This window comes from Streptomyces sp. NBC_00414, from assembly GCF_036038375.1.
GTDB lineage: Bacteria > Actinomycetota > Actinomycetes > Streptomycetales > Streptomycetaceae > Streptomyces.
In genome coordinates, this window is record NZ_CP107935.1 from 8,790,607 (window position 1) to 8,807,797 (window position 17,191).

Annotated in this window: 1 protein-coding gene (cut by a window edge); it reads left to right on the forward strand. The window is 70.9% G+C overall.

Going from position 1 to position 17,191, the window contains the following annotated elements; translation table 11 throughout:
- Positions 1-17,110, forward strand: partial view of a non-ribosomal peptide synthase/polyketide synthase gene (locus OHS59_RS38030; RefSeq protein WP_328497866.1) — the 3' portion only. 16,298 nt of this gene lie to the left of the window's left edge; the window shows 17,110 of its 33,408 coding nt (coding positions 16,299-33,408); its start codon lies beyond the left edge, outside the window; the stop codon is at positions 17,108-17,110.
- Positions 17,111-17,191 lie beyond the last annotated feature (81 nt).

Below are 17,191 nucleotides of genomic sequence, written 5' to 3' on the forward strand. Positions count from 1 at the left end.
CGTGGGTGAGCCGAATCCGCTGGAGCCGCTCGCCGTGCAGTACGCCGATGTCGCCGCCTGGCAGCGCCGGTGGCTGTCCGGCGACGTCCTGGACGGTCAACTGAGTTACTGGACAGAGCAGTTGGCGCAGGCTCCGGTGCTGGAGCTGCCGACCGACCGGCCGCGCCCCCTCGTACGGTCCACCGAAGGGGCGGTCGCCAGGTTCACCGTCGAGCCCGGGACCGCCGAAGCTCTTCGTGCGCTGTCCCGCGAGCACGGCAGCACCATGTTCATGACGCTGCTGGCCGCGTTCAACGTGCTGTTGGGCCGCTACGGCGACACCGATGACGTCGCCCTGGGCACACCCGTGGCCAACCGGACCCTCGCCGAGACGGAGGACCTGATCGGGTTCTTCGTCAACACCCTCGTCATGCGCACCGACCTGTCCGACAACCCGTCCTTCATCGAACTCCTGGGCCGGGTAAGGGAGACGGCGCTGGGCGCCTACGCGCACCAGGACCTGCCGTTCGACCGGCTCGTCGACGCTCTCGTGACGGAACGGGACCGGTCCCGCACCCCGCTCTACGACGTCATGTTCAGCTATGTACCCGAGGAGCCCGGCGCGGCGGGCGGCACAGCCGGTGGTACCGCGAACGGCACGGCGAGCGGCGCGGAGGGCGCCACCGTGAACGGGGACGCAGCCGTCGAGGCGGGCACCGACGGTGACCCTGAGCAGATCCCCGTGAAGTTCGACCTGGTGCTGACCCTGGCGGACGAGAACGGCTCGCTGACCGGCGAACTCCAGTACAGCTCCGCCCTGTTCGACGCAACGACCGCCCAGCGGATGACCGGTCACCTGGTCACCCTGTTCGACGCGGTCGCCGCCGACCCGCACCGGCACATCGGCGAACTTCCCGTGCTGCCCCCGGCGGAACGCCATCAGCTCGTCCACGAGTGGAACGACACCGCCGCGGACCTGCCTTCCACGGGCGGTCTGCACGAGCTGATCGCCGCCCAGGCCGCCGCCACCCCCGACGTCGTGGCCGTCATGGCCGGCGAACACACGCTCACGTACAGCGCATTGCTGGCCCGCGCGAGCCGGCTCGCCCACTACCTGCGGCGAACGGGCGTCGGCCCCGAGTCCGTCGTGGCACTGTGCCTGGAACGCGGCGCGGACATGGCGGTCGCCACCCTGGCTGTGTGGCTGGCGGGCGCGGGCTATCTGCCCCTCGACCCCGCCTATCCGCTCGAACGGCTCCAGTTCATGGTGGCCGACTCGGGCGCGTCGGTCCTGCTGGGCCACGAGACGGTGGCCGCCGGCCTCGCGGCCGACACCTCGCCGGCGACCGTGCTGTGGCTGGACGACCCGGCCACCTGGACCGGCCTCGCGGCGATGCCCGCCACACCCCCGCGGACAGACGTCCTGCCGGACCAGCTCGCGTACATCATCTACACCTCCGGCTCGACCGGACGTCCCAAGGGCGTCCACGTGCCGCACCGGGGGGTGACGACTCTCGCCGAGGCGATGCGGCCGCTGCTCCACGCCGGTCCGGGCGACCACGTGCTCGGATTCGCCTCGTTCAGCTTCGACGCCTCGGTGTGGGAGGTGGTGATGGCGCTGCCCACGGGCGCGACCCTGGTCGTGGCCGAGGCGCAGGACCGCACCCCGCCCGAGCGGCTGACCTCCCTGATGCGCCGCAGTGCCGTGAGCCTGTCGTTCATGACGCCGTCCGTGCTGGAGGTCCTGCCACCCGACGAACTCCCCGACCTGGCCACGGTGTTGGTGGGCGGCGAGCGTGTGGAGGCCGCACTCACCGAACGGTGGCGCGAGCGTCTGCGCCTGCTCAACGTCTACGGCCCCACCGAGACCACCATCGCCACCACCGCGGGCGAGGTCGAGTCCGACGGCACACCCCCGATCGGCACGCCTTACGTCAACGAGCGGGTCCACGTACTCGATCAATGGCTGAACCCGGTGCCCGTGGGCGTCGCGGGTGAGCTGTTCATCGGCGGCGCCGGAGTCACCCGCGGCTACGGCGGCCGGGGGGCCCTCACCGCGGAACGCTTCCTCGCCGACCCGTTCGCCGCGGACGGCTCGCGCATGTACCGCTCGGGAGACCGGGCGCGCCGACTGGGCGACGGACGACTGGAGTTCATCGGCCGCGCCGACAACCAGGTCAAGGTCCGCGGGTTCCGTATCGAGCCCGGCGAGATCGAGACGGTCCTCACCGATCACCCCGGCGTGCGGACCGCCGTCGTCACGGCGTACGGAACCGGTACCGAGCGCAAGCTCGTCGCCTACCTGGTCCCCGCCGACATGGCCGAGGGCATGCCGCCCGTCGCGGAGTTGCGCGCGTTCGTGGGAGAGCACCTGCCCAAGTTCATGGTTCCGGCGGTCTTCACCGAGATGGCCGGGATGCCGATGACACGGAGCGGGAAGATCGACCGGGGGGCCCTGCCCGCGCCCGACGGAACGCGCGCGGTGGCCGCGAGCACCTATGTCGCGCCCCGCACCGACGTGGAACGGATCCTCGCCGACGCCTGGGCCCAGGTCCTCGGCCTCGACCGGGTCGGCGTGGAGGACAACTTCTTCGACCTCGGCGGCGATTCCATCATCAGCATCCGTGTCGTGGCCCGGGCCCGAGAGTTCGGCGTCCACGTCACCGCGGCACAGCTGTTCGACCACCAGACGGTGGCGTCCCTGGCTTCCGTGGCATCGGGCGAGAGCGCCGCGGACGCCGAACAGGGCCTGGTCAGCGGAGAGTTCCAGCTGACCCCCATCCAGCACTGGTACCTGGAACGTGAACTGCCCGACCCGTCGCACTTCAACCAGTCGGTGGTCCTGGAGGCCGTCGGCCGGGTGGACACCGCCGCGCTCCGAGCGGCCGCACACGCCGTCGTCGGGCAGCACGACGCGCTGCGCTCCCGCTTCGTACGGGACGCCGACGGTGTGTGGACCGGGCGGGTGTCGGCCTCCGAGCCGGCCGACCTGGTGACGGTGATCGACGCCCCCGCCGCGGACGGCGAAGCCGGCCACGCGGCGGACGACATGACGGACGGCGCGGAGGAGTACCTGGAAGCCCGTGCAACTGAGGTGCAGGCCGCGCTCGATCTGCACGACGGCCCGCTGCTGCGACTGGCACTCTTCGACCGGGGCGAGCGCGGCCAACTGCTTCTCCTGGTCGTCCACCACCTGGCCGTGGACGCCGTCTCCTGGCCGATCCTGCTCGAAGACCTGACATCGGCGTACGAGCAGGCCGCACGCGGTGCCACGACGGTGGAACTGCCCGCCAAGACGACGTCGTTCCAGCGCTGGTCGCAGCGGCTCGGCGAACTGGCGGCCTCCGCGGAGGTCACGGACGAGGCCGCCTACTGGCAGGAGATCGAGACCTCGGCCGCGCCGCTCCCGCGCGACCGGGACGGGCACAACAGTGTGGCCTCGGCCAGGGACGTCGTCACCGCGCTCGGAGCCCAGCAGACCGAGCGGCTCCTGCGCGAGGTGCCGAGCGCGTTCCGGACGCAGATCAACGACGTGCTGCTCACCGCGCTCGGCATGGTCCTCGCCCCGTGGGCGCGCGTCCCGTCGGTCGTCGTGGACCTGGAGGGCCACGGCCGCGAGGACGTCGGCGCCGACATCGACGTGTCCCGCACCGTCGGTTGGTTCACGAGCATGTACCCGGTCGCCCTGACCGGCGCCCGGGACGGCGACCTCGGAGCCGCCCTCCGCCGCACGAAGGAGTACCTCCGGGCGGTCCCCAGGAAGGGCCTGGGACACGGCCTGCTCCGCCACCTCACGGACCGCCTCCCGCGTACGGGCCCGGCGCCGGAGGTCAGCTTCAACTATCTGAGCCAGCGCGACCGACGCACCGACACCCACGAGTCCGCGACCGGCGCTCCGGGTACCGCGGGCGCTCCTGGCGCTCCTGACGCCGCTAACGACGTAGGTGCTTCTGGCGCCGCTGGTGCTTCTGGCACTTCCGGCGGTGAGACGGGACCGTTCCGCCCCGGCCGTGGCTCGCTGGGCCGGGCATGGTCGCAGGCGGGTGACCGCGCCCACCTCATCGACGTCAACTGCCGGGTGGCCGACGGCCGTCTGGAAATGGTGTGGACGTACGGCAGCGAGGTGCACGACGAGACGACGGTCCAGCGGCTCGCACAGCGGTACGCCGATGTCCTGAGCGACCTCATCGAGTACTGCTGCGAGCCCGACGTCCACGGGAACACCCCGTCGGACTTCCCCCTGGCCAGCGTCGACCAGCAGACCATCGACCGCGTCGGACGGCAGCTGCCCACGACGATCGACGACATCTATCCGCTGACCGCACTCCAGCAGGGCATGCTGTTCCACACCCGGCTGTCCGCCGATCCCGGCATGTACTGGGTCCAGAACGGCATGCTGCTGGAGGGCGAACTGGACCTCGACGCCCTCAAGCGCGCCTGTGAGCTGGTGTTCGCCCGGCACGAGGTGCTCCGTACCACGGTGGTGTGGGACGGCGTGCCCGAACCACTGGCCGTGGTCTCCCGGACCGTACCCCTGCCGTTCGAGGACCTCGACCTCTCCCACCTGGCGGAGGGGGCGCGGCAGCGGGCGATCGAGGACCACCTGTCGGCCGACTGGGCCCGTGGCGCCGACTTCTCCGCTCCCACCCTGGTGCGCCTCGCACTGGTCCGGCTGGCCGACGACCGGCACCAACTCTTCTGGAGCTATCACCACTTGCTCCTCGACGGCTGGAGTCTGCCCATCGTCATGGGCGAGATGCTGGAGGCCTACCAGGCACTGCGCCGGGGAAGCGTGCCGGACCTCGGACCCCGCGCGTCCTTCCGGGACTTCATCGCCTGGACCACCGCCCAGGACGGCGACGAGGCACGGGAGTACTGGCGCGAACGGCTGTCCGGCATCACCGGAACCACGTCTCTCGGAGTCGCCCACGCCACCGGCGACAGCGGCCGCGACGAACGAGTGGTCTCCCTGCCGTCGACCGAGGCCGCCGCCGGCCTGGCCGAGTTCGCCCGCCGGCACCGGCTGACGGTGAACACCGTGGTGCAGGGCGCGTGCGCGCTGGTGCTCGGCCTGTACGCCGACAGCGACGACGTGGTGTTCGGCGTGACCTCCTCGGGCCGCGGCGATCAGATCGACGGTATGGCCGAGATGGTCGGCCTGCTGATCAACACCACGCCGGTACGCGTCCGGGTCGACCGGGACCGGCCGGTGACCGACTGGCTCGCCGAGCTCCAGGACGAGCAGGTGCGCGCCCGAAAGTACGAGCACACCTCGCTCGTGACGATCACGGAGTGCAGCGAACTGCCGCCAGGCCAGGCCCTGTTCGACACCCTCTTCGTATTCGAGAACTACCCCGACCAGACCCTGGCCGCGAGCCGGGAGAACTCCGCCGCCGACGGCCTCGAAGCCGGCCTCGACTACGGGCGCGAGCAGGTCAACTACCCCCTCCACATCACGGCCGGCTTCGGCCGTGAACTCCGCGTCAAGCTGTCGTACGACCGTGCTCGCCTGGACGCCGGAACCGTGGAACGGATGGCCGGACACCTGGCTACGGTCCTGGAGGCGATGGCCGAGGACGGTGGCCGGCGGGTGGGTGAGCTGCCGGTGCTGACCGCGGTGGAGCGGGATCGGCTGCTGAGGGAGTGGAACGACACGGCGGCCCCCCTGCCGTCGGCGGGCGGGGTGCATGAGCTGATCGCGGGGCGCGCGCAGACTGCGCCGGACGCGGTGGCCGTGGTGTCGGGCGACGTGTCCTTGACGTACGGCGGGCTCACGGGACGGGCGAACCGTCTCGCGCGTCATCTTCGTCAGGTGGGAGTGGGCTCCGAGTCCGTGGTGGCGCTGTGCCTGCCTCGCGGGGTGGACATGGTGGTGGCCGCGTTGGCGGTGTGGCAGGCGGGCGGTGCCTACCTGCCGTTGGATCCGGAGTTCCCGGAGGAGCGGCTGGAGTTCATGCTCGCCGACAGCGGCGCGTCGGTACTGGTGGGCCACCGGTCCGTCGCCGCCGCTCTGGTGGCCGGCACGGACACGGACACAGGCGCGGGTGTGAGTGTGGAATCGGTGGTCTGGCTGGACGATCCGTCCACCGACGCCGTGCTGGACACGCAGTCGTCCGATCCACTCGAAGTCGACGTCGAAGCTGCCCAGTTGGCCTATGTGCTGTACACGTCGGGGTCGACGGGTCGGCCGAAGGGTGTGCAGGTCTCGCACGCCAACCTGGTCAGTTTCCTGTCGGCGATGGCCGGACGCCCGGGGCTGGACGGCGAGGATGTGCTGCTGGCGGTGACGACGCTGGGCTTCGACATCGCGGGTCTTGAGTTGTGGTTGCCGCTGGTGTCGGGCGCCCGGGTCGTGGTGGCCGGCGGTGAGGTGGCAGGAGTGCCCGCCGCACTGGCGGGTGAGCTGGTGCGGGTGGGTGCGACGGTGATGCAGGCGACCCCGGCGACGTGGCAGATGCTGGTGTCCGACGGCTGGGACGGTGTGCCCGGCCTGCGTGCCCTGTGCGGCGGTGAGGCACTGCCGACGTCCTTGGCCGCGGCACTGGTGGAGCGCACGGCCGGCGTGTGGAACATGTACGGACCCACCGAGACCACGATCTGGTCGGCGTGCGAACCCGTCGACGGCGGCATACCCGGTATCGGTGCACCGATCGCGAATACGCGGGTGTACGTGCTGGACGAGCGACTGGCTCCTGTGCCGGTGGGCGTGCCGGGTGAGCTGTTCATCGGCGGCGCCGGTGTGACCCGTGGCTATCTCGGTCGCCAGGCGCTGACGGCCGAGCGGTACGTGGCGGACCCGTTCGTCGCGGACGGAGGCCGGCTGTACCGGACCGGCGACCGGGTGCGCCGGCCGGCCGACGGCCGCCTGGAGTTCCTCGGCCGGGCCGACGACCAGCTGAAGGTCCGCGGCTTCCGGATCGAGCCGGGCGAGATCGAGTTCGCTCTGGCCCTGCATCCGCGGATCGGTTCGGCGGTCGTCTCCGCACACGGTGAGGGAGCCGAACGCCGCCTGGTGGCCTACCTGGTGGCGAGCGAGGAGGGCGGAAGCACTCCGCCGCCGGGAGAGCTGCGTGAGCATGTACGGCAGACGCTGCCGGAATACATGGTCCCGTCGCTCTTCATGGAACTGCCGGCGCTTCCCCTCACACCGAACGGAAAGATCAACCGGTTCGCCCTGCCCGAGCCCGAGGGGCCGCGGCCCGAGAGCCGCCACGTCGCTCCGGTGACCACGACCGAGGAACTCCTCGCCGGTATCTGGGCCCAGGTACTCGGCGCGGACCGGGTCGGCGTCACGGACGGCTTCTTCGACCTCGGCGGCCACTCCCTCCTGGCCACCCAGGTGATCTCCCGCATCCGGGAGGCCTTCCGGGTCGAGATACCTCTCGCCACCCTCTTCGACGCGCCGACCGTGAGGGAGCTGGCAGCGGCGGTCGACGGCGCGGGACGAGACGACGTCCTGCCGCCGATCACGCACGCGGACCGCACCCAGGCACTGCCACTGTCCTTCGCGCAGCAGCGCCTGTGGTTCCTCGACCAACTGGAGCCCGGTTCCGTCGAGTACAACCTGCCCACGCCGATGCGATGGCGGCACGCCGTGGACGTCGACGCCCTGGCCGCGGCGCTGAGCGCGGTCGTCGCCCGGCACGAGGTGCTGCGCACCCGGCTGACGACGGGCGCCGACGGAGCCGCGTACCAGGTGATCGACCCGCCGTCGGAGTTCGCCCTGCCGGTGGTCGACGTGTCAGGAAGCACCAACCCCACTGCGATCACGCGGGAGGTGCTCACGGCGGATGCCGTCACGCCCTTCGACCTGGCGAACGGTCCGATGATCCGCGCCACGCTGATCCGGCTGGCCCAGGACGAACACGTACTGGCTCTGTCCACGCACCACGTGGTGTCCGACGAGTGGTCGGACCGCATCCTTCAGCGTGAACTGCTCGCCCTGTACGAGGCGTTCCGTGCGGGTGGGCCGGATCCGCTGCCGCCGCTGCCGGTGCAGTACGCGGACTTCGCGGTCTGGCAGCGCGCATGGCTGACCGGCGACGTTCTTGAAGGGCAACTGGACTACTGGCGGCAGGAACTGGCCGGAGTCCCGGTCCTGGAACTTCCCGCGGACCGGCCGCGCCCGCCCGTCCGGTCCACCGAGGGCGCGGTGCACAGGTTCTCGGTCCCGGACAGGACCGCGGAGGCCCTGCGTGCCCTTTCCGGCCGCAGTGGAACGACGATGTCGATGACACTGCTGGCGGCGTTCAGCGTGCTGCTGGGCCGCTACGCCGGCTCGGACGATGTGGTGGTGGGCACGCCGGTGGCGAACCGGAACCGTGCCGAGACGGAGGACCTGATCGGGTTCTTCGTCAACACACTGGTCATGCGAGCAGATCTCTCCGGTGATCCGTCGTTCGCGGATGTGCTGGGGCGGGTGCGGGAGACCGCGTTGGGTGCCTACGGGCATCAGGATGTGCCGTTCGAGCAACTGGTGGACGACCTGGTCGTGGAGCGGGACCGCTCCCGTACCCCGCTGTTCCAGGTCCTCTACACCTACGCGGCAGCGGCCCCTGACGACGTCCACCACGAGGAAACGGGAGCCGAGCCCGACGCGGGTCCGGGCCGTAACTCCGGTCCCTTGCCGGTCAAGTACGACCTGATGCTTGCCCTGGCTGAATCCGGCGGTGCTCTGACCGCGGAGATCCAGTTCAGTACGGCGTTGTTCGATGCGGTGACGGTGGAGCGGATGGCGGGGCATCTGGTGCGGCTGCTGGAGTCGGTCGCCGTTGATGCGGATCAGCGGGTGGCTGAGCTGCCGCTGCTGGCCGCAGACGAGGTGGATCAGCTGACGCGGGGCTGGAACGACACGGTGGTGGCTTTGCCGGTGTCGGTGGCCGGTGTGCATGAGTGGATTGCCGGGCGGGCGGGTGTGGTGCCGGATGCGGTGGCTGTCGTGTCGGGTGATGTGTCGCTGACGTATGGCGGGCTGGTGGCGCGGGCGAACCGGCTGGCGCATCACCTGCGGGGGCTTGGTGTGGGTGCGGAGTCGGTGGTGGCGCTGTGCCTGGAGCGTGGGGTGGATCTGGCTGTCGCCGCGTTGGCGGTGTGGCAGGCGGGCGGAGCGTATCTGCCGTTGGATCCGGAGTTCCCGGTGGAGCGGTTGGAGTTCATGCTGGCGGACAGTGGGGCGTCGGTGCTGGTCGGGCATCGGGCTGCTGCTGCGGGTCTGGTGGCGAGGGCTGAGGTGGAGTCGGCGCTCTGGCTGGACGATCCGGCGATGGTGGAGACGCTGGCCGGGTATCCCGTGACGGCTCCTGAAGTGGCGATAGAGACTGGCCAGTTGGCGTATGTGTTGTATACGTCGGGGTCGACGGGGCGGCCGAAGGGTGTGCAGGTCTCGCACGGGAACCTGGTGAACTTCCTGACCGCGATGTCGGAGAGGCCGGGGCTGGATGCCGGTGATGTGCTGTTGGCGGTGACGACGCTGGGCTTCGACATTGCGGGGCTTGAGTTGTGGTTGCCGCTGGTGTCGGGTGCCCGGGTCGTGGTGGCCGGCGGTGAGGTGGCAGGAGTGCCCGCCGCACTGGCGGGTGAGCTGGTGCGGGTGGGTGCGACGGTGATGCAGGCGACGCCGGCGACGTGGCAGATGCTGGTGTCCGACGGCTGGGACGGTGTGCCGGGTCTGCGGGTGCTGTGCGGGGGTGAGGCGTTGCCGGTGTCGTTGGCGGCGGCGTTGGTGGAGCGCACGGCCGGTGTGTGGAACATGTACGGGCCGACGGAGACCACGGTGTGGTCGGCGTGTGAGCGGGTGTCCGGGAGGGTTCCCTCGATCGGTGTGCCGATCGCGAACACGCGGGTCTATGTGCTGGATGAGCGGTTGAATCCGGTTCCGGTCGGGGTCGGTGGTGAGTTGTTCATCGGCGGTGCTGGGGTGACGCGTGGGTATCTTGGTCGTCGGGCGCTGACGGGTGAGCGGTTCCTTCCGGATCCGTTTGCTGCTGATGGTGGTCGTCTGTATCGCACGGGGGACCGGGTGCGGTGGCTGGCCGGGGGCCGGCTGGAGTTTTTGGGCCGGGCCGACGATCAGCTGAAGGTGCGGGGCTTCCGGATCGAGCCGGGTGAGATCGAGACCGCTCTGACCGGTCATCCGCGGGTCAGTGCGGCGGTGGTGACCGCGCACGGGCACGGCGGCGATCGCCGTCTGGTGGCTTACCTGGTGCCCGCCGACCCCACCCACGGCATCCCGGTCCCGGAGGTGCTGCGTGAGCACCTGCATCGGTCCCTGCCCGACTACATGGTCCCGTCGTTGTTCATCGAGCTTTCGGCCCTGCCGCTGACCCCGAACGGAAAGATCAACCGGTCTGCTCTCCCGGCGCCGGACGCGTCCCGTGCGGGCCTCGGCGGTTTCTCGGAGCCGTCCGGGGCGACTGAGGAACTTCTCGCCGGGATCTGGGCCCAGGTGCTGGGTGTGGAGCGGGTCGGTGCCACGGACGGCTTCTTCGACCTCGGCGGGCATTCCCTCCTCGCCACGCTGGCGGTCTCCCGCATCCGGGAGGCGTTCAGCGTCGAGGTGTCTCTTGCAGACCTGTTCGACGCCCCCACCGTCCGAGGCCTGGCCTCGGTCATCGACCGATCCGCCCGGGACGCCGCGCCCCCGATGACAGCCGTCGCCCGGGACGCGGCGCTGCCTCTGTCGTTCGCGCAGCAGCGGCTGTGGTTCCTGAACCAGCTGGAGCCGGGTTCGACCGAGTACAACATGTCGACCCGTCTGCGCCTGACCGGTGACATCGACGTCCCGGCCCTGCGCACGGCGCTGGACGCGGTCGTTGCCCGGCACGAGGTGCTGCGCACCCGTCTGGTGGCCGACGCCGACGGTGTCCCGCACCAGCTCGTCGACCCACCGGCCCCGGTCTCCCTCCGGCTGCTGGACGTGTCGGGCGGCGAGGATCCACAGCGGGAGGCGGACGGTCTGATCATCGAGGACGCCCTGGCTCTCTTCGACCTCGCCCGGGGGCCCCTCGTCCGCGCCACCCTCGTCCACCTGGCCCCGGACGACCACGTACTGGCCCTGGCGATGCACCACGTCGTCTTCGACGAGTGGTCGGACCGTGTCCTGCAGCGCGAGTTGCTGGCGCTGTACGAGGCCTTCAGGTCCGGGGAGCCGGACCCGCTGCCGCCGCTCGGGCTCCAGTACGCGGACTTCGCCGCCTGGCAGCGGAACTGGCTCACCGGGGAAGTCCTCGACGAGCAAGTCGGCTACTGGCGCGACAAGTTGGCGGACGTACCGACGCTGGACCTGCCGACCGACCGGCCCCGCCGACCCGTGCGCTCCACCGATGGCGCGGCGGCGAGGTTCAGCGTCCCGGAGGAGACCGCGGACGCCCTGCGGGCGCTGTCACGTGAGCACGGCACGACGATGTTCATGACGCTGCTCGCCGCCTTCGACGTCCTCATGGGCCGCTATGGAGACACGGAGGATGTCGCGATCGGCACACCGGTGGCCAACCGGAACCGGGCCGAGACCGAGGACCTGATCGGGTTCTTCGTCAACACCCTGGTCATGCGCACGGACCTGTCCGGCGACCCGTCCTTCACCGAGGTGCTGCGTCGGGTGCGCGAGACCGCGCTTGGCGCGTACGCCCACCAGGACCTGCCGTTCGAGCAACTGGTGGACGATCTGGTCGTGGAGCGCGACCGGTCCCGTACGCCGCTTTTCCAGGCGCTCTTCAGCTACACCGCGGAAGAGCGGGGCGGCCCGCGCGAGACCACCGGTGCGGGCATCGGCGAGGACACCGATTCGGCGCCCGTCTCGGAGACCGCCTCCTCGTCCGTCTCCGCGTCCTTGCCTGAATCCCTGCCGGTGAAGTTCGACCTGATGATGAACCTGGGGGAGGACGGGGGCGCCCTGGCCGGTGAGATCCAGTACAGCACCGCCCTGTTCGACGCCGGCACCATCGAGCGGATGGCGGGACATCTGGTCACGCTGCTCCGGGCCGTCACCGACGACGCGGACCGGAGCGTGCGCGAGCTGCCGCTGCTGACCGCGGCCGAGCGGCACCAACTGCTGCACGAGTGGACGGACACCCCCGCGGAGCTGCCCGCGGTGGCCGGTATGCTCGAGCTGATCGCAGGTCAGGCGGCCGCGACACCGGACGCGGTGGCCGTCGTATCAGGGGAACTGACCCTCACGTACGGCGAGTTGATGGCCCGGGCGAATCGGCTCACACACCACCTGCGCGACGCGGGTGTGGGGGCCGAGTCGGTGGTGGCGCTGTGCCTGGAGCGTGGTCCGGACATGGTGGCGGCGGTGCTGGCCGTATGGCAGGCCGGCGCTGCCTACCTCCCGCTCGACCCTGAATACCCGCGCGAGCGGCTGGAGTTCATGCTCGCCGACAGCGGCGCCTCGACACTGGTCGGGCACCGGGCGGTGGCCGCCGACCTGGCCGCGGGCGGTGCGCTGGACACCGTCGTCTGGCTCGACGATCCGGACACTCGCGCGGACATCGCGGGACTGCCGTCCACGTCGGCACGGGTATCGGTGCACCCGCAGCAACTCGCCTACGTCATCTACACCTCGGGCTCGACCGGACGTCCGAAGGGTGTCCAGATCACCCACCGGGGTGTCCTCAACCGTGTCTCGTGGATGCAGGACCGCCACGAGCTGGACGCGTCGGAACGGGTGCTGCACAAGACGCCGCTGACCTTCGACGCGTCGGTGTGGGAGCTGTTCTGGCCACTGTCGAACGGCGCCGAGCTGGTGATCGCCGCGCCGGGGCGGCACGGGGACCTGGACTATCTGGTGGGGCTGCTGGAGGCCCGGCAGATCTCGGTGGTGCAGTTCGTGCCCTCACTGTTCAAACTGTTCGTGTCGCACACGTGGCCATCGTCGCTGCCCTCGCTGCGCGCCGTGTTCTGCGGTGGCGAGGCGTTGTCCGCGGCCGATGTGGCCCACTTCTACACAAGGAACGACACGGCCGTCGTGGCGAACCTGTACGGCCCGACGGAGAACACCATCGATGCGGCCAGCATGGTCTGCCCGCGTCCGGGCGCCGGCCCGGGCGGTACGGCGGACTGGTCGCCGGGCGGGCTGATCCCCATCGGCGAACCCCTCACCAACGTACGGCTGCTGGTGCTGGACGACCGGCTGAACCCGGTGCCGGTCGGCGTCGCGGGCGAGCTCTACATCGCCGGGGCGAGCCTGGCCCGGGCCTACGGGGGCCGGCCCGCGCTGACGGCGGAGCGGTTCGTGGCGGATCCGTTCGCCGGTGACGGGTCGCGGGCGTACCGCTCCGGCGACCAGGTGCGCTGGCGGGCCGACGGACGTCTGGAGTTCCTGAGCCGCGTCGACCACCAGGTGAAGGTACGCGGGTTCCGCATCGAGCCCGGCGAGGTCGAGGCGGTCCTCGCCGCTCACCCCGCCGTGCGGTCGGCGGTCGTGACGACGTGGGGCGAGGCGGCGGACCGGGCACTGGTCGCCCACCTGGTCCCCGACGATCCTGCCGAGGGCATCCCGGCGACGGCCGAACTGCGCGAGCATGTCCGGCGTAGCGTGCCCGAGTTCATGGTCCCGTCGGTCTTCGTCGAGGTGGCGTCCCTGCCGCTGACTCCCAACGGGAAACTGGACCGGGCCGCCCTGCCGGCGCCGGAGATCGGCCGCACCGACGTGGAAGGCTTCGTCGCTCCCTCGGGCGCGGTGGAGGAACTGCTCGCGGGGATCTGGCACGGTCTGCTGCCCGTGGACCGGGTCGGCGCCGAGGACAACTTCTTCGAGCTGGGCGGACACTCGCTGCTGGCCACCCAGGTCGTCTCCCGTATCCGGGACGTCCTCGGAGCGGAGATCCCGCTCGCCACACTGTTCGACCACCCGACGGTACGGGGACTGGCGGCGGTGATCGCGGAGTCGTCGGAGCGGGTCGACGCGCGGCCGGTGACACCGGTCGCCCGGGACCGCGAACTGCCGCTGTCCTTCGCCCAGCAGCGCCTGTGGTTCCTCGACCAACTGGAGCCCGGGTCGCTGGAGTACAGCCTCCCGATGCGGGTGCGCATGGGCCGGGACCTCGACGTTCCCGCCCTCCAGGACGCGCTGAGCGCGATCGTCGCCCGGCACGAGGTGCTGCGGACCCGGCTGGTGGCCGGCCCGGACGGCGTGGCGTACCAGCTGATCGATCCGCCGTCGGTGTTCCCGCTTCCGCTGATCGATGTCTCGACCGAGGGCGACCCCTTGCACGCGGCCGGGAAACTGGTCGCGGCCGACGAGGCGACGCCGTTCGACCTGGCGGACGGTCCGCTGATCCGGGCCATGCTCATCCGCGTGGCGCCCGACGAACACGTACTGGCGCTGTCGATGCACCACGTCGTGTCCGACGAATGGTCCACGCGGATCTTCCAGCGTGAACTGGCGTATCTGTACGACGAGTTGCGTGCGGGCCGTACGCCGTCGCTGCCCGCGCTCGCCGTGCAGTACGCGGACTTCGCCCTCTGGCAGCGGCAGTGGCTGACCGGAGATGTGCTGGACGGACAACTGGAGTACTGGCGGAACCAGTTGTCGGACGTCCCGACACTGGAACTGCCTACGGACCGCCCGCGCCCCGCGGTGTGGTCACCGGCCGGCGCGTACACCCGGTTCACGGTCGCGGCACAGACGATGGAGTCGCTGCGGGCGTTGGCCCGGCGCAGCGGCACGACGATGTTCATGACGCTGCTGGCGGCCTTCGACGTCCTGTTGAGCCGGTACGCCGGTACGGAGGACGTCGTCGTGGGCACGCCGGTGGCGAACCGGAACCGGGCCGAGACCGAGGATCTGATCGGGTTCTTCGTCAACACCCTGGTCATGCGGGCCGACCTGTCCGGCGACCCGACGTTCACCGAACTGCTCGGCCGTGTCCGCTCCATGGCGCTCGACGCGTACGCGCACCAGGATCTCCCGTTCGAGCAGCTGGTCGACGACCTGGTCGTCGAGCGGGACCGGTCGCGCAGCCCGCTGTTCCAGGTGCTGTTCAACTACTTCACCGAGGAGGGCCGGGCCGGGGACGGCAAGGGCGGGCCGGTGCCTGTCGACGGCGACCTGGACGACGGTGACCCGGACGCCGACTCGTTCCTCGGTGACACCGGCAGCGGCATGACCACCCGCTTCGATCTGCGGCTGGTGCTGACGGACGCGGGCGGCGCCCTGAACGGGCAGATCGAGTACAGCACCGCGCTGTTCGACCCCGGCACGGTCGAGCGGATGGCGGCACAACTCGGCACGCTGCTGGACGCGGTCGCCAGGGACGCCGGACAGCGGCTCGGCGAGCTGCCGTTGCTGGACGCCGACACGCACGACGTGCTGGTCCACGGCTGGAACGACACGGCCGAGGCTCTGCCCGCGGTGGGCGGCGTGCACGAGCTGATCGCGGCCGCCGCGGCCGAGGCGCCGGGTGCGACCGCCGTGATGTTCGGTGAGACGTCGGTCGACTACGGCGAACTGCTGGAACGCTCGGGCCGGTTGGCGCACTACCTGCGTGGCGCGGGCGTCGGCGACGACACCGTGGTCGCGGTGTGCCTGCCGCGCGGCATCGACATGATCGTGGCCATCATCGCGGTCTGGCAGGCCGGCGGCGCCTATTTGCCGCTGGATCCCGAATACCCGGTGGACCGACTGGAGTTCATGCTCGCCGACAGTGGTGCGGGTGTGCTCCTCGGCACCGACGAGGTGGTCGACGACCTGCCGGTGGGAAGGCTCCGGACTGTCGTCATGGACGATCCCGCACTGCGGAACTCCCTGCGGTCACTGCCCTCGGCCCCGCCCGAAGTCCCCGTGCACGCGGATCAGTTGGCGTATGTGATCTATACGTCCGGATCCACGGGGCGGCCGAAGGGCGTGCAGGTCACCCACGCGGGAGCGGTCAGTCTGGTGACGGCCCAGCGTGAGGCGCTCGGCACGGGCCGGGGCGATGTGGTCCTGCAGTTCGCGCCGTTCGGGTTCGACGCGTCGGTGTGGGAGCTGCTGATGGCGCTCGCGGCCGGGGGCACCCTCGTCGTGGCCGAGGCGGCGGACCGTGCCGAACCGGGCCGCCTGGCAGCGCTCGCCGCGCGTACCGGAGTGAGCGTGGCCACCGTGCCGCCGTCCCTGCTGGACGCCCTGAGCCCGGCCGGGTTCAGTGGCGTATCGACCCTGATCACGGCGGGTGAAAGGCTCGACGGCCGGTTGGCCGCCCAGTGGTCCGTCGGCCGTCGCCTGTTCAACGCCTACGGCCCGACCGAGACGACGGTGTGCGCGACGGTCGCAGCCTGCGAGGGGGACCGCGGACAGGCGCCGCCGATCGGCGGGCCGGTCGCCAACACCCGTGTGTACGTGCTGGATTCGCGGCTGCGCCCGGTTCCGGTCGGCGTCGCGGGGGAGCTGTTCATCGCCGGAGCCCAGTTGGCGCGCGGATACCTCGGCCGTGCCGCGCTCACCGCCGAACGCTTCCTGCCCGACCCCTTCACGGGCGACGGCGCGCGGATGTACCGCTCGGGCGACCGGGTCCGCTGGTCGCCGGACGGGCAGCTGGAGTTCCTCGGCCGCGCCGACGACCAGGTCAAGGTCCGTGGCTTCCGGATCGAGCCGGGGGAGGTGGAGGCGCTGCTCGCCGCCCATCCGATGGTGCGGACGGCTGTGGTCACCGCGAGCGGTGAGGACACCGGCCGTCGGCTGCTCGCCTACCTGGTCCCGGCCGACCAGGCCGACGGCATCCCCTCCGTCGAGGAACTGAGGGCCTACGCGGGTGACCGGCTGCCGGCGTTCATGGTCCCGTCGGTGTTCATCGAACTGGCCGAGCTGCCCCTCACCACGAACGGCAAGGTGGACCGCGCGGCGCTCCCCGAGCCGGACGACGGGGCACGGGCGACGACGGCACGGGCCTACGTGGCACCCCGCACCGGGACCGAGCGGATCCTCGCCGGGACATGGACCGAGCTCCTGGGCGTGGAACGCGTCGGCGTCGAGGACAACTTCTTCGACCTCGGCGGGCATTCGCTGCTGGCCACCCAGCTGGTCTCCCGGATCCGGGACGTCTTCGGCGTGGACCTGACGCTCGCCGCCGTCTTCGAGGAGCCCACCATCGCGGCGATCGCGTCGGCCGTCGGAGCGGACGACGGCGGAGAGTACGAGGCGTTCGAACTGTAGGCATCGTCCTCAGGTATGACTCCGCCCGTCCCTCCTGTGGGGGACGGGCGGACCGCGTACTGGCTCCTGTGAGTGGCTCCG